Here is a 19,336-nt window from a genome sequence, read left to right as displayed (position 1 = left end):
AAAAAGAAGGCACAGTGGATGGCAAAGCTAACGTTTACCCTGAGTGTAGAAGGATTACCGCAAGAGACTTTCGTTGTTACCGGTTATCAAGGTAAAGAGTCGTTATCGGAATCGATGTTTGATGCAACCCAAGCGTGTTATGGCTTTCGCTATAATATTGAGTTAGCGAGCCGACAGCCGGGCATTGCAGCGCCGCAAGTGGTGGATCAACCCGCGACCTTGACCATGAGCATAGACGGCGTTCCGGTGCAATTTGTGCACGGTATCGTTCGCCAGTTCGAACAAGGGGGCATCGGTCATCACCACACCACCTACTCACTGGTGTTAGTCCCCGCCTTAGAGCGTTTATCACTGCGCCAAAATAGCCGCATATTCCARCACAAAACCGCGCAAGAGATCATCAGCCTACTGCTGCAAGAGATGGGCATTATYGACCACAGCTTTGCGCTAAAAGCGACSCTGCCTCAGCGCGAATTCTGCGTTCAATACCGAGAAACCGACTTAGCCTTCATTCAACGACTTGCGGCCGAAGAAGGGATGATCTATTACATCGAACAGACGGACGTGAAACACACGGTGGTTTTTGTCGATGACAGCACATTAATTGCTAAACACGCGATGCCAATAGTGCATAACGGCATGGCAGGGGGCGTGGCAGAGCAGGCTTATATCTCCCAGTTTTCTATTTTCCACCAAGCTCAGCCCAGCCACCTCGAGTTAAAAGATTACAGCTTTAAAAAGCCCAGCTACGGCTTTTTGCAACAACAAACCGGCAGCGACCTCAGCTTTCAACACAGCCAATACGAGCATTATGATTTCCCCGGGCGTTACAAAGAAGATAGCGTCGGGCAAGCGCTGAGCCAATACCGATTAGAATATCTCAGACGAGATGCACACATCGCGCGAGGCAAGAGTAACCACCCAGCACTGCAAGCGGGCATCAAATTCGATTTAACCGACAACCTCGAAGAAAACGCCAACCGAGATTGGATAGTAGTAGAAGTGAGCCACCAAGGCACGCAACCGCAAGCGCTAGAAGAAGATGGCGGGCACGGCGCAACGACCTACAGCAACCAGTTTAAAGTTATTCCCGCGCACAAAACATGGCGAGCCACGCCACAACCGAAGCCGCAAGTGGATGGTCCAATGATAGCCATTGTAGTGGGGCCGGAAGGCGAAGAAATTTACTGTGATGAACATGGGCGGGTAAAGCTGCATTTCCCGTGGGATAGGTACTCCAACGGTAATGAGCAAAGCTCCTGTTGGGTTCGAGTTTCACAAGGCTGGGCAGGCTCACAATATGGCGCGATAGCCATCCCGCGTATTGGTCATGAAGTGATTGTCTCGTTTTTACATGGCGACCCAGACCAACCGATCATCACAGGTAGAACCTACCACGCCACCAACACACCACCTTACGATTTACCCGATCACAAAACCAAAACCGTACTGCGCAGTGAAACTCACCAAGGCGAAGGGTTTAACGAACTCAGCTTTGAAGACCAAGCCAACACTGAAAAAGTCTACCTACACGCGCAAAAGGATTTTGAGGCAGATGTCCTCAATGACCACAGCACCCACATTAAACACGACAAACACCTGATTGTTGAAAATGACCGATTCTCTCAAGTGGATAACAACCAACACCTAGTCGTGAGTGGCGAAAGCCGCAGCCAAATCAAGAAAGACCAAACCCACGTAGTGGATGGCAGCGCACACCAAAAAGTCGGCAGCTTGTATGCACTGCAATCGGGTAACGAAGTGCACATGAAAAGTGGTGCAAAAGTAGTGATAGAAGCGGGCAGTGAAGTGACGTTCAAAGTGGGCGGAAATTTTGTTCGAGTTGATGCCGCTGGGGTTCACTTAGTTGGCTCTGTGATTAATCTCAACTCTGGCGGTAGTGCTGGAATTGGTAGTGGTTATGGGGGAAAAGTAGCGGCATTGCCCAATGGTGTTGAGTCTCCACCACCGCCAGTCAGCCCGTTACCTTTACAGATATCTGCTGAGAAAATGATGAACTTATCGATGGTTAACGCGCCTATAGCCAAGAGATGCCAGCGCCAAACCGACGGATCGTGCCCTCGTGAGGATTGCCCTTGTGAATAACGACTTTACCTTTGCTAGTAATAACAACTTCTGGCTTGTGGTTGATACCGTCAGAATTCCAGATGCACTTGATATAGTGCGAAAGGAAATCTCAATTGAACAAGGGTTACGTTTGTTTGCGGGCTCAGATTTAGACTATCTCATTGATCAAAGCCCTTGGGTACTTAACCTAGGCTCTGAACCTAGTGCATTACAATGTTTGTCGTTACCAGATTTTAGCTCGAGCTCAGTTGTGTTCGAGTTATCCCAATACTGCGACGAAACGACATTCCTAACGCATTTACAATCGGTATTGCTGGCGAATATTGAGAGTCACCCTTGTTTGCTTCGCTTCTATACATCAGCATTTTGGCAGCCAATAAAAAACCAACTAAATGAAGCTGATCTAAACACATTGCTGGGTCCTACAACGTCGGTCGTTTGGAGAGACAATGCAAACCAGCAACAACAGATAATACAGCGAGAAATGCAAAAGGTTTTGCCAGCAACGCCTTACGTTTTGACCTCAGATATTTTTAAATCATGGGTGTAAATGACATGAGCCAAAATACCTACACAATATTGAAAAATGACTGCCTAAGCTTTATCGCTCAGCATTTTAATGTATCTAAAGAAGAGTTGATAAAACTCAATAGTAGCCAAATAAAAGATCCAAACTTGATCTATGAGGGAAATACGTTAATTCTGCCTCTGCCATCGCCAATTCAAACCGGCGGATCACGCATAGCTACGCCAGCAATGCCAAGTGCAGAAGAAGATGCCGCAGATACTTGCAAAACTCATCCACCATTCGCTGATATTCTTTATGTACCATCTCACCCTAAAACAGAGAAAAAGACTTGGTATGCCATTGATCAAAAAGTAAAAGACCTACTTCTGCAAGAAAAGCAGGTACTGGTAGAAGCCATTGTTGCTGATGACACAGAAGCGACAGTTAAGAATATTAATAGCTTGGGAATATTGTCAAAATTTGCACCCAAGTTACATGAAGACTTTATGGAAAAAGCAGAGGTTGAGAAATATCGAGCCCTGCTTTTTGCTCAGTTTGCTATTAACATGCGAGCTTTTGCAGTCGATGGGCAAAACCCGAATGATTTCTTATTAAACGTCGCACAATTATTAAACTATGAAGTGGAAGACAGCTATAAGGAAGAGGCTGACTGGCTATCGACAGTCAGTACTTACCCTGCGGAGCTTCAAGCACCAAATCTAGAGTCTAGCTCGCATTTCATTAGCAAAGTTAACAATCAGCTACGTGCCGAGATATTGGATTTAGTTGCTGAGCATATTGTTAAGTTAGAAAAAAATGCCGAAAAAGCAGCGGGCAATGTTGATGCAGAAGATGGCTCCAAGTTTGTGTTTATGGAGAAGTTAGATTACTTCTCTACCACCAAACAAAAAGAAATAGCGAGCGCAATTAAAACGTTAAATCAGGAATCAATGTCTGAGCGAAAATCAGGCTTTGAACTGGCGTTTAGTTCTCAAAGTGAAGCCATAGAGTACCTGTCTGAATGGCCTGAATTGATGCAAAGAACATGGCGTGATATGAACCGTTCTGAGGAAGAGGAGCAAACGCTTCCGCTCGCTATCAGCCCAGGTCATTATAAAAATGCAGAGAGTATCAGGGCGTTAAACCTTAACGGTTATGCGGTGAAGGAGCAGTGTTTAACCCCGAAGCAACTGATTGGCGATACGGGCATTACACTTGGGCCAAAAGCGTTAGCTGGAAAACCTTGGCGAGAAGTGGACAATGGAAAAGCGACGCCGATAGACATAAACAGTAGCGCTTTGATCAAACAGTTATATGAAGAACTAGACGGACCAGCCAGAGATGGTAATAACGACCAAAAAGGGATCGAAAGCTTAGTTAACGACAAAAGCACAGATTGGGCGTATTACCCAACGCTCGCCTTGATTGCAGTGATAGATGCGACGATCACAGAGCATAAGTCTGCCTTAACCCAAGTATTGAATACAGGAAGCTCGCCACTTGATGAGTTATTCAGCCAATTGCTGTGGGTTAAAAAAGTCGCCCTTGCTCGTATGACCTTTTTAAAAAAGGTGGCTGAGAAAAAAGCGACAAAGGGTGAACAAAGCCTTCAATTCACCATTGGCGACACCACTCAACTGCCGAAGCGGCTTACCTTACTTTGGGATGAAGACGCTTTTAAACCTAAAAAGGTTAAAATTTCAGGGTTTAGTAACCGAGCGGGTTACAACGATATCCAAGTGGTGGAATGTTGCTTACTCTCCGATGGAGAAGTGTTCTATGTTCGCGGTCCACAATGGTATATGCCGGGAGACGATCGACGTTTGGTATGCCAATCTGCCGGACACGTCCAAAATATTACCAGTAAGATAAGCGTGGTAGAAAAAGCCTCTCAAGGTGAACACGTAATAAAAGGCGGCGATATGAGCGCTGCTTTGAAGCAATTAGCAGAGCCGAACTTTAAAATGGCGCTTATTCCACTCAAAGCCGAAAAGCAATTTGATACCGCCTTTTGGCAAGACAGCTACCACTACCAAGAGGGTATCGGTCCTAACGGCAAAGGTGGTGCATACAATATAGAGGCTGGCGCTCAATTGTTGCGTTTTTCGTCGAAAGCGGAAGCGGAGTTGAATTCACCTTTGAGTTCATATTCAGATCTTATTTCTAAGCCTCGTAATATTGGTGGCTCTGGCGGAGTATCGGCAACATTTACCGCACTACAAGCACAATTGACGATGAGTTTCTGGCTGCCTTTGCAAGAAGACACCAGCGCTAATAAACAGATCACACCACATAAGCTAAATATTAAGTATCAGGATGCGGCAAGCAATGAGCATAACTATCAAGCGGGGTATTTGTGCGCCCACATTATCGGCAACATATATGGCTTAGCAGCGGCATCGTGCCAGCTCAGTACCAAAGTCGCGATTGGTCCTACCAATATTGGGGAAGGCTTTGGTATTAAAGGCAGCACCGTTTGTATCTCTGAACCTAATATACGTAATGGCTACAATCTTACTGGTGCGAGCTTTAATGAAACAGCAAGGGCAAAAATTGCTGCCGAAGCCTCTGCTGGGGTTGATGTTTTTGCTGGCGTTGAGGCTGGCGGTAGCCTTACGGCTGCGGTGTATTGGGCTCCACCAACCGCCTCAAATAAGTCACTCAATGAGGAAGAGGATAGCCAATCGCCTCCCCAAATCAATTTACAAAAATTAGGCTCCGTTCAAGGTAAGGTAGCCGCCGCCGCGGGGGTTGGGGCTCAAGCGGAGTTCCGCTTGGTTTTTCATGGTGGCATTTTACTGGTTGTTGCAAAAGCAGGGCTAGTGTTTGGGCCGGGCTGCCAAGGTAAAACCGAAATAGTGGTTGATACTGAGCGTTTGGATGATTTTTTAGATTGTTTACTCGGCGTGTTGAAACAGAGCAACTTCCGCAAGCTATCGGTGTTTGGTGAAGCCGATAAAAACGGAGTCAATAATGATTTTGAGCTTCTCAATGATATTTTAACCATCGGATTTGCGATGGGCTTAAGCGCGTCAAAAGTATTACTCATGCCCTTTAGTGTTTGGCAAGACTATAAGAGTGAAGCCTTACGCAAAGAGTATGCCCCATTTTTGGCTGTGAATATTAATGTAGAGAAAAAATCGGAAAGTGAGAAAGTTAGACAATGGGTGGTTAAATTGCCCCCTGAAACCTTGGCCAATTTGCTAACGGCGTTGTGCAAAAAGCAGACGAGTTCTCACCTTGATGGGCGAGGTAAACGGGTCTCCGCTGAAGAGGCGAACGTATCGCAAGCTCAAGCCATCGTGAACATAATGAAGTGGCTTGCCACTGACCAAAATGATGATGACATCACCAACCAACGTCAGTGGAAAGAGACGCTAATAATGATGGCTGATTTACCCAAAGGCAGAAAAGATTACCCAGCAGAGTGGAAAGGGTATAGAGAGCAATGGTTCAATTTGGCATATTTTGTAAAAACAGCGAAAGATGATGACTTAAAACAGGTTTTTTCAAATTTATCCCGAATTTTATGTAAAAACATGGTGTTGATACGAAAACAAGGACATTCATTTTCCGAAGACAGCATTGTCGGTAAGCTAGATATTGTTACCTATCAGGCAATTCCTGTGGAATGCATATCTAACTCAATTGCGAGAATTAATTGGAGTCTTGATGAAATTACATTTTAAACCGTTGGTGAAATGCCTAGCCACTATCAGCTTACTGATAAGCATTACCGCTTGTGAACCAAACCCACGAGATGATAATGCCCTGTTTCAGACCTTTATCGAAGAGAACATCAATAAAACATCAGACGATCCGTATATCTCCAGCTCAGTTAAACCGGGTGATGAGATGTATGAGTTTTTGATGGAGTTACAACATGGTGCAGGGTATGAGCATTTACTTGAACCACTAATTGAGGCTGGAAACACTGATGCTATGGTCTGGATGGCGCGAATGAGTTCCAATGATGTCGAAATGCGAGGGGAAGTCATTGCGCTTTTAGGGCGAGCGATGGAAGCTGGTAATCCGTTTGCCGCGCTCGCTTTATCTGATGGTGGTGAGGAATGTCGATGGTTTGGAAAAGGCTCTTTAAGCACACGAGTCGGTCAATCAATCGGTATTGATATACCAGAACATATTGAAACTTGTTCTGCGGAAAATTGGTACAGAGCGCAGCAAGGCTTTAAAGAACTGGCAGAGAAAGGTGATTTAAGGGCGCAGTATTATTTACTGCAAAGGCAGCATATAGACAACCCTGATGAAACGCGTGAGTCACGCGACCATCATATTAGAGAAATCATTCGATTTGCGGAAGGGAACTACTATCAACCGTTGATGGATTATATTCAAACTCTCGTAGTTAAGGAAAGTGATTGGTTAAATTACATCGTTAAATACAAGGAGTTAGATTCGATGGTTATAAATCTTTTGACTATCGCTGCTAATCATAATTATATTCCGGCAGTTAATATGCTGATCAATATGAACTACAAAACAATAAGACCTGATGATAATTTATTCGGGAAAGGTATATTGTTAGGGTCTCCAAATTCTATTACTTCTTTGAGCTATCTTGACTACAAAAAAAAATATCCATTATCTCCTGAGGATGAATACTATTTGCTTAATATATATAAGCATCTGACAGGGGAGACATTTGTTTTCGATGATGTGGAACTTGATGATGATACAAAATCAAAAGTCGACAATAAAATTAAAAATACGATTGATGCTATGACTCCGATGGTTTACATCGATGGATTTACAGATCGTTTTTACTGGGTTGATCGATAGAAAACTCAATCAGGCAGCACTTGAATATCATGATTTTCTAAGGACAAACAAATGCCAATAGCAGCACGTTTAGGTGATATAGCCTCACCACATGGATGTTTTCCATCAACGCCGATTATAGCGGGAAGTGGTGACGTATTTATCAACGGTATTCCCGCCGCACGTTTGGGCGATGCCGCCGCCCCGCATGGTTGCCCATGCCCAAAAACACCGCATGGCTTCCATGGTCGCGCCATTGCAGCCGGTTCGGGCAGCGTGTTTATTAACGGTATGCCCGCCGCCAGAGTGGGTGATGCTATCGGCTGCGGCGGTGTAGTTGCAACTGGATCACCAGATGTGACTATTGGGTAGTTTGAGCAAATAGGGTGGCTTCCTTAATCAAACTTACCTGTAGATTGGTAGCACTAAGGGAAATTGTATGAATTACGATGAATTCAACCATTTTTGCGGCTCATTAATAGGAGCCGACCATGTCATTCAATGGGGTAATTCAGATGTATGGAAGGTCGGTGGAAAAGTGTTTGCTATTGGTGGCTGGAGTAGTGACTCCCAAGCTGCATTTACCTTCAAAACGTCCGATTTAAACTTCGAGTTCCTGAGTGATTGTGATGGGTATAAACCAGCGCCTTATTTTGCTAGTCGTGGTATGAAATGGATACAACAAACAGAGACCTCAGGTGAGTTAGACGACGATTTAAAATATTACTTGTCCGAGTCTTATCGCATTGTTGCGAGTAGTTTAACTAAACGAAAGCAGCGAGAGTTAGGTTTAAATCAATCTAACCACGACTACTGATTAAGCAAAGAGCTTAGTATGGCTTTACTTTGTTGGCATACCACAGCGGCTTTACCACTCATGTGAGCGGTTGTAATTGCGCCTTCTTTCATAATACAGATTGCATCTAGTAGCATTGGTGACTCGCCACTGAGTTTTTGCTCAATCAATTCTTTCACCTCTGCTTTATGATATGAACAGAACTTAACGATATCACTCTCTATAGCACTGAACTCCGCCGAAGTATTGATAAAAAAGCAGCCTCGAAACACACCAAGTGGTAATGATTTGTTGCTGAACCATGACTCCAATCCATCAAATAATTTATTGATAACATCTTGATCTGACTGAGCACCTTCGAGTGTTACGTTTAGCCATTGTATAAAGTTGGTATGTCTCTGTTTTAAAGTGGCAAGGATGAGGGCATCTTTACTCTCAAAATGACTATACATGGTACGTTTGGCTACACCAGAGACCTTCAAAATCTCATTTATTCCAATCTCATGTACACCTTGATGATAGAAAAGGTCAAGGGCAGTATCGACTAATAACTCACGTTTTTTACTCATAGTTTATTCATCGAAGTAAAAGGGCATAGTAATAGTTTGACAAAAGTAGACCGATTTGTCTACATTGTAAAGGAGACAGATTGGTCTACTTTGTGGAGTGGGAAATGAACAACAATTTAATATCATGTATTGCAGGAGTAGGAGCAGCTCTCGCTATTGGGTTACTTACTCATTTGGAAGCATCAACAGCCGAGGTTGTATTAGTCATGGCACCGTTTGGTGCAACAGCTGTTTTGGTCTTCGGCGTGCCGAATAGCCCATTAGCACAACCTAAAAATGTGGTATTTGGTCATTTGATTACAGCTGTAATTGGTGTGGCGTTTACCCAGTTCGTGGGAGTCACGCCGTTAACCCTCGCTATTGCTTCCGGCTTAGGCGTATCAGTAATGTTATTAACCAAAACAACGCATCCCCCTGCGGGTGCGAATCCAATGCTGATTATGCTATCAGGGCAAAGCTGGGCTTTTCTTATTACACCTGTTTTGACGGGCGCAGTCCTTATTGTTTTGGTTGGGAAGGCATTTAATCTGCTGCAACGTCGTTTAACAAAAATAACTTAACGCCTCTAGAACCTATACTAGCTACAGGGTCAATGGTACCGTTGAAACGGGCTGATCGTTTCTCTTTGATTGAGTGAGAGTAATTCATCACCCAAACAACGCAGCATAATATAGGGACATATATGTATAAAAATCGATGGTTTATCTTAAGTTTAGCTATTGCCTCCACTGTGACAACTGCAGCCGATGTGACCGATAGCGTCTCCCCTGAGCTTACTAGCATGATCACGGGTAAACAGGCGGTAGTTGCTAACCAGTATATGGTTGCGGCAGCCAACCCTATAGCCGTTGAAGCTGGATACAAGGTGTTAAAAAGCGGCGGTTCTGCAGCCGATGCTTTAGTAGCCGTTCAAGCTGCCTTAGGCTTAGTTGAACCCCAATCGTCAGGGTTAGGTGGTGGGGCTTTTTTGGTCTATTACAATGCTGAGAATGGTGCCATCACCACTTATGATGGGCGAGAAACCGCGCCACTAGCAGCAAGACCTGAGCTATTTCAGGATAAGGAAGGCAACCCTCTAAAGTTTTATGAAGCTGTTGTTGGCGGGCGATCTGTGGGCACACCAGGAACGGTAAAGCTGCTCGCTGATATGCATGAAATGTATGGTAAACAAGAGTGGGCGACGTTACTCCAGCCAGTGATTGAACTCGCCAACAATGGTTTCACTGTGTCAGAACGGCTAGCTTCTTCTATTGAGCGAGATAAAGAGCGTTTAAGCCGTTACCCAGATACAAAAGCTTACTTTTTCACTCCAGACGGGCAGCCACTTCAACAAGGTGATCTACTGGTGAATAAGGCATATGGCAACACGCTGAAGACGTTAGCGAAAGAGGGGCAAGAAGCCTTCTATAATGGAGGGATTGCCCAAGACATTGTTACCAAAGTTCAGAGCATTAGTGATAACCCGGGTTATCTTGAGCTAGAAGATTTTGCTACCTACAAAGTTATTGAGCGCGAGCCAGTCTGTGCTGAATATCGTCAATACAATGTGTGTGGCATGGGACCACCAAGTTCAGGGGCGTTAACCCTTGGTCAAATTTTAGGTATTGTTAGTCACTTTGATCTAAAAGCCATGGGGGCTGATGATCCAAGCGCTTGGCAAATCATTGGTGATGCATCACGGTTGGCATTTGCTGATCGCGGGCGCTACATAGCCGATACCGATTTTGTGCCAATGCCCGATGGGCTGATCAATAAAGAGTACCTTGCCAAACGTGCCGCCTTACTTAAGAAAGGCAAGGGGCTTAAAGATGTACAGGCAGGTAATCCGCCATGGAACAACCGCATTTCACTCGCAGATGATGAATCCATTGAGCTGCCCAGCACCACGCATATCGTTATCGTCGATAAGCAGGGCAACATCATATCGATGACTAGTACCATAGAGAACGGATTTGGCTCTAGGGTTATGAGCAATGGCTTTCTTCTTAATAACGAGCTGACTGATTTTTCATTTACCTCTCATAAAAATGGCTATCCTGTAGCTAACAGAGTTGAACCGGGGAAACGTCCGCGCTCTTCAATGACGCCAACTATTGTGCTTAAAGAAGACCAACCTTACATGGCGATAGGGTCTCCTGGTGGGTCACGTATTATCGGCTATGTTGCTCAAACTCTTATTGCCCATTTTGATTGGGGTATGGATATTCAAGACGCGATTAACATGCCACGCATGGTTAACCGATTCGGAACCTATGATCTAGAGCAGGGGACAGAAGCAGTGCGCTTTAAGCCAGCGTTAGAAAAAATGGGCTATAAAGTCGATGTTCGCGATCTTAACTCTGGTCTTCATGGTGTGGTGTTTAATGATGGCAAATTGACTGGTGGTGTCGACCCGCGCAGAGAAGGGATTGCACTGGGAGAATAGCAGCAAGATACCGATACTCTTGCCCATCCTATAAACTGAAACTAATTGTGCAGCCCTTCTGCGAGTGCTGAGTAAAAGGGCTGCATACTAAATGATCCTCTCGATATAAACGGAGGATAAAAATTGGCTACAGATATAGCCTGCGAAGTTCTTTCTTATCAACTTTACCAACACTGGTTTTCGCAATTGCATCGACCAACTTCACTTTCAATAACAGGGCTTCTCTGGCGAGGATGCCTTTGGTGATGAAATCCTTCGCAAAGTTAAGCAGCTCTTTCTCAGTGACTTGAGAACCTTCTTTTAGCGTTACTAAAGCAAGGGGAACTTCCCCCCATTTTTTGTGTGGCATACCTATGACGGCAACTTCGGAAACGGCCTGATGCTGGTGAATAATATCTTCAAGTTCCAGAGAGCTGACCCATTCACCGGAGATTTTAATCATATCTTTAACGCGATCAGTAATTTTAATGAAGCCTTCGCTATCAATGGTAGCAACGTCTCCTGTGTGTAAATAACCACCACGCCATAGCGCTTTAGAGTTTTTATTATCTTTATAGTAGTTTGGAGTCAACCACGGTGCACGAACTACTATCTCACCGCTCGCCTCGCCGTTGTGATCAAGCTTTTGCATCTCTTCATCAACAATATGAGCTTCGACCATCGCGACTTTTTTACCCGTCTTAGAGCGATACTCAGCTTGCTGATCAAGATCTAATTTCAAGTGCTCTGGGGTCAGTTGCACAATAGATAGGATAGGACCCGTTTCGCTCATCCCGTAACCAGCGAAAACATCAATATTGCGTTCCAGCGCTGATTTACACAGTGCTTTTGGCAGCGCTGCACCACCAATAACGACTTTCCAGCGAGATAAATCGACAGAGTCAGCTTTAGGTGAACTTAATAGCAAATGCAAAATAGTCGGAACACAGTGCGAGAAGGTGACTTGTTCGCGTTCTATCAAACTGAGCAGAGCATCGGGGATATACTTACCGGGGTAAACCTGTTTGACGCCAAGCATGGTCGCCATATATGGAAGCCCCCATGCGTGTACGTGGAACATTGGCGTGATAGGCATGTATATATCGCCTTGATGAAGTCTTCCTTGAACTGCGTTTGTTCCGAGTGTGCTTAATATACCGAGCGTGTGCAGAACCAGTTGGCGGTGGGTGAAGAAAACACCTTTAGGCATGCCCGTTGTACCTGTAGTGTAAAACGTGGTCGCAACGGTATTTTCATCAAAATCTGGGAAGTCAAACTGTGCGTTTTCCTGTTCTAGAAGCTGTTCGTATTCACACCCCTCATCATCATGCAATACCACATACTTAGTTACCGTATCGATACGCCCTTTGATCTGATCCAGAATAGGCAGAAACTCTTCGTGGATGAGAAGTATGTCATCTTCAGCATGGTCAATGGTGTAGAGAATCTGCTCAGGAGAGAGGCGAACATTTATCATGTGCAGCTTCGCTCCAATCATAGGGATAGCAAAGTAGCATTCTAAATAGCGGTGGGAGTCGTAATCCATGACGGCAACCGTGTCGCCTTTGTTTACGCCCATCTTTGTCAGAGCATTGGCAAGTTGTTTTACTCTGTCATGAAAAGTCTCGTAGCTATGACGACGATGGTTGGCGTATACAATCTCTTGCTTCGGGTCAAAAGCAACCGGAGAAAAAAGCAGGTTTTTAATCAGTAGCTGATAGTTGGATGGTTCATTGACGTATTGGTTCATGTCGACTCTTCGTTATCTTTTAATATTTGTTAATTTTATTGGGTATCAAGCTCGCTCTGCGTCCCACGAACTTATTCATACTTTAGAGTGATATATTCTTCAGTGCACAGCAATTAGGTTAGATTCCAATTGTTAAGCGGGCAATGTTTTAATCTTGATAGATGGGCTAAGTTCACCTTTTATTCATGCCCGAGGGTAGTGTAAATGTATCCAGATTAATCAATGTTGGGGCATAATATTCAACAACGGCGTTTTAGTGCCTAATGCAATGCTATACGAATAAGGATGTTCACCGAATGGAAACAGTATTAATTACAGGTGCCTCTAGAGGTATTGGTCTTGAACTCACTCGGCAATTTTTAGATCTAGGTTACTATGTGATTTCTACTTATCGTGGTCTGCCATCGGCTAAGCTAGAAAGTTTACTTTCGAACAAAGCGCTAACTTTATTTGAATTAGAAGTTACAGATGAAACCTCAATAAATAACCTAGCTTCTACATTAGCAAGCACCAAAATCGATATTTTAATTAATAATGCAGGTATTTTGGGGTCAAGTGATCAATCAATGAGAGCCATTGAACCAAAAGAATGGCTTGATACATTTGCGGTCAACACTATTGCGCCATTAATGGTTAGCCGTGCCTTTATGAATCGACTGGAAGCATCATCAAATCCACGGATTGTTACGATTTCAAGCCAAATGGGGGCGCTAAATCGTGATAGCACAGGTATGTACGCTTACCGAAGTTCTAAAGCAGCAGTTAACAAAGTAATGCAAGTATTGGCGCTAGAACTGAAACCGAAAGGCATTATAGTTTGTCCTGTTCATCCTGGTTGGGTTAAGACAGATATGGGAGGGGAGGGGGCTGACATCACCGTTGAGGAAAGCGCATCAGGTATCGTCGCTCTTGTACAGAGCCTCACGACAGAACAAAGTGGTAAGTTCTTAACGTGGCAAGGTGACGAACACGTCTGGTAAATTCGTACAATAAATAAGGTTTAAGCGTCGCGCAGCCAACGTTAAATCCCGAGTGTTGAACAAGCCCGAAGCCTTCTCTTTATAGTCAATTGTATAATTGTGATATGCCTATGCACGCCATTTCCTAACACACCAGAGCAAGCTACATACCAATGATGGATGCAGGGGTATTGGCGAATGTGTCTAAGAGTTTGTTTCTTTTAGCAGTTCTTCTTAAGACGTACTTGCCATATGCATCAACGCCGTGAATACTGAGCACATTATTGGTGAGATTAACGCCAGTAGTTTGAATTGTGAACATAGTAACCTCCAGTTCTACCGCGTGTACTTAGTCTCTAAGGTACGGTGGTTCAAGGTTAGGATGTTCATACTATTCGTCATATTTAAAAGGGAATTGCGGATGATTGATGAATTGGAACAATGGGTTGAGTCGACGGTTGCGGAGTTTGTAAACCAAGCACAATCATGCTCAATTTTGCACTCAGAGATAGGGCATTATTATCCCTTAGAGTTCCTTGAATGTTGCTATTTCGTTGTAATCGATGAAGTTCCGAAGCCGCCAATTGGCAGTATTTCTGACCCAAATATTGTTGATTTTATTTCAATGAGGGTCGCTGCAATAACGTACAAGAACATATATTTTATTAAGCCTCGCTATATTAATGAAATTCATCTACATGTACATGAATTAGTTCATGTGGTGCAATGGAATAAGTTGGGGGTTAAGGGCTTTATAGAGCGCTATATAAACGAGCTGAATAAGTATAAGTATGCCGATGCTCCTCTAGAAGTTATGGCATACCATATAGGTGAGCAGTTTACTAGAAGCAGAAAAGCATTTGATGTACATTCATATGTTGAACAACAAATATAGGAAGGCACTTAAATTGACTTTTTACATTCGGTGTTTTACTTCGCAAAAAGTGTCGCTACATGTTTCCAGCAGTTTAGTGCAATGTTAAATGTTATATGGAGAAATCAGCATGGACGTAAGATACAAGGATTATTTCCAAGCCTATGCAAGTACATTATCAGAACCTCAACTTGATGGGGTTTTAGACGTAGAAACGACTTACTTTTGTGACGATGAATACAATACAAACGAGTGTGCTCGATTGGTGTCTGTTGGCATAAAGCGCGCAACATGTAGTGTAAAGGAAGCTTATATCTTAGAAGGTGAGGAGTTTCCAAAAGTAGGGCAATACCAAATTGTTCTGGATTGGAATAAGGCCCCTATCTGTATCGTTAAAGTCACCAATATTGATGTTTGTCCATTTGGTCAGGTTAGCCGAGAATTTGCGGAATCAGAAGGTGAAGGTGACGGTACTTATGAGTGGTGGTACAAAGCACACAAGGACTTCTTCACAAAAGACTGTCAATCTACGTATGGTATAGACTTCAATGACTCTACAGAGCTCGTGCTTGTTTCATTTGAGCTAGTCTACAAATAATTTCTTACTAATAAGGATTAAGCGTTGCGCAGCTAACGTTAAATCCCGAGTTTTGAACAAGCCCGAAGCCTTCTTTTTATAGTAAATATTGCGGTCGTGATTGGTGGGTGTTTTGGCTAGATCGGTCGCAGATCCCCACATACTTCTAGGCTAATCAACAATTACAGTTAAGAAGGGCATGGCTGGTGTTACTCGACATCAATGAAGTACGTAGATTGCGATGATGGGTTTAAATAATGATACTGATCTAGGGTTAATTCTTTGCTATCTAATACATTCTTGATGCTTAAACCAAACTCAGAGATATTGATGATTGCGGCTTGATCGCGAGGGACATTTTCATCGTAGATCAATATGTATGGGCTTAGTTTAGTTTCTTTATTGGTGGAAATTACCACACCAATTTGATGGTCGGATAGTACAACAATTGTCCCTGGTGGATAAACTCCAACAACGCTAATCAAAGCCATTATATCTTTAACATCATGTTGCTCACGGCACTTATTATATAAGTACGTTAGTGCATTATGCGGGCTATAATGGGTCCCTAAGCCGTTACAAAGATTATCATAAGCATTGGCTAAAATGAGTACACGAGAGAGTTGATGAATTTCATCTTTGCTTAGACCGTTAGGGTAGCCTGAACCATCATTCAATTCGTGATGCTGACCAATCAACTTTAATGCGGCTTCAGGAAATTTAGGGATCTTTTCACCAATTTGTAAGCTCTTCTCTAAATGAGAACGAAGCCGTTTTTTATCATATTCTTCAAGTGGCTCTGATTTTGAGAGCAAACTAACAGGTAGTTTAATCTTCCCAATATCGTGATATAAAGCTGAAAATGCCACTAACTGGCACTGCTTAGGGGTAAAGCCTTTCGCCTGACATATCAACACCGATAGTAAAGAGACATTTAGTGAGTGGTAGTGAAGCCTACTGTAGCCAACGGAATCATTCATTAAATGAATCGCACTTCCGCCCTCCGAGTTAATGTTTTTGAAGATAAAATTAATAATGGATAATGATTTACTGACGCTCGGATTCTCGATCAGTTTATCGAGGTCAAAGGTATCTTTCACATCATTAAGCGTGTTCGAGAATGCCTCTTTTGATCGGTGAATACGGTCTTCAATGGCAGCAAACTGCTTACAATTTTCTTGCTTCTTTAACCACATGTCGCCGAGTGCTTCTTCAGAGATAGATTGGATCTGATTTTCGGTATTAACTTCAGCCGTACTAGCACTGTTTAATGATTCAACAGACACATTACTAACATCGCTTTTGAGCGCATTAATTGTGATCGATTCTATCCCTAGTTGTTTGATAATGCTCAACTGCTCATCATTCTTAATTTTGAATGAGTTGAGTAAGAAAGGGTGCAGATCCCATTTTAGCGGTAGATAAATATAGTGGCCGATATGCAGTTGTTTTACATCAAGTCTTACTTTCATATTCGTTTCATATAAAGAATTATAAACATTACCCGATCAACAGCTATACCCGTCATACTTGAAGTTGCAGCTGTGTTGGCTGCGTTCGTGCGCCCCAATCACATAGTTCACCTATGCTCAGCGACTTTCTTACTTGCCGCCTACCTGCACCTTCAAGCTTCTTGGGTATAAAACGTTAAGCTCTGTGATCATCATTTATCTCGGCATAGATGCTCAGTATTCTCGATTTAACTATCCCGAGAATGATTGATTTCAGCAAGACTGTACTCTTCAGTAAGTGACATTTCTACCTTAGATTAATAGAAAGTCGATATTGGTTATCACTATTGTCTTACATGGCCTATCGTATAGGCAAGATGTAAGATAACACCTTGTAAGATTTTGCTTTTTGAGCGTACTTTTTAGGCTATTTGAGAGCAGATCCGAGTCGGCTGATTAACGTTCTTACTTCTGGTAAGTAACGGTCCTCGTGGTGTGTTACTAACCACTGATCATGTCCGAGCTCATCAATTATGTTTCCGACGCGCTGAAGTTTTGGCTGCGCGTCTCCGATAAATGTAGGTAGTAGAGCAATGCCCTTATCCTCAAGTGCGAGATCAAGACTATTTCTAGGTTCACTGACTTCACAAATTGAGCTGTTATTAATAAAGCGATCAAGCCAACGACCGGAGGGAGTATCAGAAATAACTTTTATCCATATCTCAGGCGAGTTTTCCGTTGAATAGGGGGCAAATTCGACTCTCTTTAGTTTACGGCAAACCAAAGACTCATCGGTAGGTCTGCTATTTCGAATGCCAATTACGATTTCTCTGTGCGGTATATCAAGTATTTTTTCTGTTGAGATAAAGCGTATTCGAGTGTCGTCTAGTGCTCCTGAATACTGCTCAATATTCCCAATTAAAAAAAGTGTCGTCCATGTACCAGCCGATATTTTGACTAACGGTTTGCTGGTATGTGAATCGGAACCGATTGAGTTGGCTATCTGTGATTCAATTGCACTTAGTTCTTTTAATAATTCTTTTCCATCGGCAAGCAACTCATAACCACGATCGTGTCGAATAAACAATTCTTTACCTAAACTTCGTTCCAGCGCATGCATCCTACGTCCCAGTGTTGCAGGGCTTCGCTTACATGATTTGGCGGCAGCAGAAAGCCCGCCTTCTCGGGCAACCGAAACGAAAAGTTGAAGATCGTTCCAATTCACTTCCTTTTCATTCATGAAATGACCTTTGCATACTGTTCTGTTTATGAAATGACATTGTCGTGCAATATTTAAAACGTTCAAAGTAAACATTGTTTATTTTCCCATAAACATCACATGTCGCTAATAGCTAAGGAATGACAATCATGAACGTTGGACTTGGAACGGTTAGCTTTGGAACATCGATTCCTGAACATCAAGCACAAGAGATTATGAATATCTTTGTTGAAAGTGGTGGAACAATAATTGATACCGCTAACAATTACGCATTTTGGGCAGGGAAAGGAGGGGAAAGTGAAACGGTTATCGGAAACTGGCTAAAAACGATAAATAGAGAGCAAATTGAGATCCATACAAAAATAGGCGCGCTTCCCCTTGATGGTATGAATTTTAGTACAGCAGAGGGTTTGAGCAAAGAATCAATACAAAGCGCGGTTAACGCTTCTCTCGGGCGGCTATCCACTCATTATATTGATGTTTTGTATGCACATATTGATGATACATCAACGCCTTTGTTGGAAACATGGTCTGCGCTGAGTTCTTTGGTTCATGGCGGGGTGGTGAAGCGGCTTGGAATCTCCAACTATTCTTTATCACGTATTGTTGAATTGCAAAATATAATAGACAAGTATGATCTAATACCGATTAGCTACGCACAATACCGATATACGATTATAGAGCCACAGACAGACGCAGATTTAGGTGTTCAGATTTGTTTTAGTCCGCAGATTATTACAGCGTTAACAAAGCATAACCCAAAAATTAAACTTGTCGCTTACTCTCCGTTATTAAGAGGAGCTTTTGAATATGGTCACACTTTGCCAGATAAATACGCGGGTGACTTAAATGAAATGATAGTGAACAAAAATCGAGAAGAAGCCGAATATCATCAAGTAACCCCGTCAGCACTGGTACTAAAAAAGATCTCTGATCAAGGGATAATACCCCTGACGATTTCAAGTAAGGTAGAGCGATTAAAAGAAAACATTCAGTTGTTTTTGTGATGTATCTAGGTGTTTGGTTTAAGAGAGCAGCGGCTTTACGAAGTATTACTTCATAGAGCCATTGTATGATGAATTTAACTTAATAGGGGGCAAGAGCATTTCAAAAAATGCTGAATAGGAATACCCCCATTTCATCTTTGATCTCTCATCCAACTGATTTTATGTTTTTCTCATTACCTGTTAGTCGTTAAGGTACGACAGAGTCTCTTCGGGACAGAAGTGATTAACAGTTACTTAAGTAGCTTTCGATCCAACTATACCAGCGACGACAGACAGAATTATTTGAGAGATAAAATGTTTCCATTTGAATTCATTATTGGTCATTGAGTTGGTAGATAAAATATGGGGAACCGCG

The 19,336-nt window shown here is 43.0% G+C and carries 16 protein-coding genes; 12 read left to right on the top strand and 4 right to left on the bottom strand.

The window, feature by feature from the left end; all coding sequences use genetic code 11:
- Window positions 1–18 precede the first annotated feature (18 nt).
- From L4C38_RS20695 to L4C38_RS20670, 6 genes are all read left to right on the top strand, one after another.
- A complete protein-coding gene (locus tag L4C38_RS20695; protein WP_428799437.1) occupies window positions 19–2,106 on the top strand; it encodes a type VI secretion system Vgr family protein in 2,088 nt (695 codons plus the stop codon).
- A complete protein-coding gene (locus L4C38_RS20690; RefSeq protein ID WP_428799436.1) occupies window positions 2,099–2,638 on the top strand; it encodes a DUF4123 domain-containing protein in 540 nt (179 codons plus the stop codon). The genes L4C38_RS20695 and L4C38_RS20690 overlap by 8 nt, the downstream gene beginning before the upstream one ends.
- Before the next feature lie 5 nt (window positions 2,639–2,643).
- On the top strand, window positions 2,644–6,285 hold the full coding sequence (locus tag L4C38_RS20685) for a LysM peptidoglycan-binding domain-containing protein (protein ID WP_428799435.1): 3,642 nt from the start codon (window positions 2,644–2,646) through the stop codon (window positions 6,283–6,285).
- The gene (locus L4C38_RS20680; protein ID WP_428799434.1) at window positions 6,269–7,396 is read left to right on the top strand and encodes an SEL1-like repeat protein; all 1,128 of its coding nucleotides are present in this window, start codon (window positions 6,269–6,271) and stop codon (window positions 7,394–7,396) included. Before L4C38_RS20685 ends, L4C38_RS20680 begins: the two co-directional genes overlap by 17 nt.
- A gap of 51 nt (window positions 7,397–7,447) precedes the next feature.
- Window positions 7,448–7,747 (top strand): type VI secretion system PAAR protein, encoded by a 300-nt coding sequence (locus L4C38_RS20675; protein WP_428799433.1) that lies wholly within the window; start codon window positions 7,448–7,450, stop codon window positions 7,745–7,747.
- A 67-nt stretch (window positions 7,748–7,814) separates the two neighbouring features.
- Entirely contained in the window at window positions 7,815–8,192 is a 378-nt protein-coding gene (locus L4C38_RS20670) for an MmcQ/YjbR family DNA-binding protein (protein WP_428799432.1), read from the top strand.
- Here L4C38_RS20670 and L4C38_RS20665 read toward each other — a convergent pair.
- Window positions 8,186–8,740 carry a TetR/AcrR family transcriptional regulator gene (locus tag L4C38_RS20665; protein WP_428799431.1) on the bottom strand — a complete coding sequence of 185 codons (555 nt, stop codon included), beginning with the start codon at window positions 8,738–8,740 and terminating at the stop codon, window positions 8,186–8,188. The two genes, L4C38_RS20670 and L4C38_RS20665, sit on opposite strands and share 7 nt — an antisense overlap.
- Before the next feature lie 104 nt (window positions 8,741–8,844).
- Between L4C38_RS20665 and L4C38_RS20660 the strand changes: the two genes are divergently transcribed.
- Window positions 8,845–9,300 carry an HPP family protein gene (locus L4C38_RS20660; protein WP_428799430.1) on the top strand — a complete coding sequence of 152 codons (456 nt, stop codon included), beginning with the start codon at window positions 8,845–8,847 and terminating at the stop codon, window positions 9,298–9,300.
- Between the two features lie 122 nt (window positions 9,301–9,422).
- Window positions 9,423–11,165 (top strand): gamma-glutamyltransferase, encoded by a 1,743-nt coding sequence (gene ggt / locus L4C38_RS20655; RefSeq protein ID WP_428799429.1) that lies wholly within the window; start codon window positions 9,423–9,425, stop codon window positions 11,163–11,165.
- A 127-nt stretch (window positions 11,166–11,292) separates the two neighbouring features.
- Here the strand turns inward: ggt and L4C38_RS20650 are convergent, their stop codons facing one another.
- Window positions 11,293–12,894, bottom strand: a complete 1,602-nt coding sequence (locus L4C38_RS20650; protein WP_428799428.1) for a long-chain fatty acid--CoA ligase — start codon at window positions 12,892–12,894, stop codon at window positions 11,293–11,295.
- A gap of 296 nt (window positions 12,895–13,190) precedes the next feature.
- On the opposite strand from L4C38_RS20650, the gene L4C38_RS20645 reads away from it, so the two are divergent.
- The 3 genes from L4C38_RS20645 (at window position 13,191) to L4C38_RS20635 (ending at window position 15,325) form a co-directional block, all read left to right on the top strand.
- A complete protein-coding gene (locus L4C38_RS20645; RefSeq protein ID WP_428799427.1) occupies window positions 13,191–13,874 on the top strand; it encodes an SDR family oxidoreductase in 684 nt (227 codons plus the stop codon).
- A 400-nt stretch (window positions 13,875–14,274) separates the two neighbouring features.
- On the top strand, window positions 14,275–14,748 hold the full coding sequence (locus tag L4C38_RS20640) for a hypothetical protein (RefSeq protein ID WP_428799426.1): 474 nt from the start codon (window positions 14,275–14,277) through the stop codon (window positions 14,746–14,748).
- Between the two features lie 109 nt (window positions 14,749–14,857).
- Entirely contained in the window at window positions 14,858–15,325 is a 468-nt protein-coding gene (locus L4C38_RS20635; RefSeq protein WP_428799425.1) for an ASCH domain-containing protein, read from the top strand.
- 188 nt (window positions 15,326–15,513) lie between these two features.
- Here L4C38_RS20635 and L4C38_RS20630 read toward each other — a convergent pair whose 3' ends face one another.
- On the bottom strand, window positions 15,514–16,776 hold the full coding sequence (locus L4C38_RS20630) for a cyclic di-GMP phosphodiesterase (RefSeq protein ID WP_428799424.1): 1,263 nt from the start codon (window positions 16,774–16,776) through the stop codon (window positions 15,514–15,516).
- A 406-nt stretch (window positions 16,777–17,182) separates the two neighbouring features.
- Complete coding sequence (locus L4C38_RS20625) at window positions 17,183–17,995, bottom strand: LysR family transcriptional regulator (protein WP_428799423.1); 813 nt, start codon at window positions 17,993–17,995, stop codon at window positions 17,183–17,185.
- A gap of 128 nt (window positions 17,996–18,123) precedes the next feature.
- On the opposite strand from L4C38_RS20625, the gene L4C38_RS20620 reads away from it, so the two are divergent.
- Entirely contained in the window at window positions 18,124–18,981 is an 858-nt protein-coding gene (locus tag L4C38_RS20620) for an aldo/keto reductase (RefSeq protein ID WP_428799422.1), read from the top strand.
- Window positions 18,982–19,336: the final 355 nt, after the last annotated feature.

This window comes from Vibrio kasasachensis (assembly GCF_050337565.1).
GTDB lineage: Bacteria > Pseudomonadota > Gammaproteobacteria > Enterobacterales > Vibrionaceae > Vibrio > Vibrio kasasachensis.
This window is presented reverse-complemented; position numbering and strand designations above follow the sequence as displayed.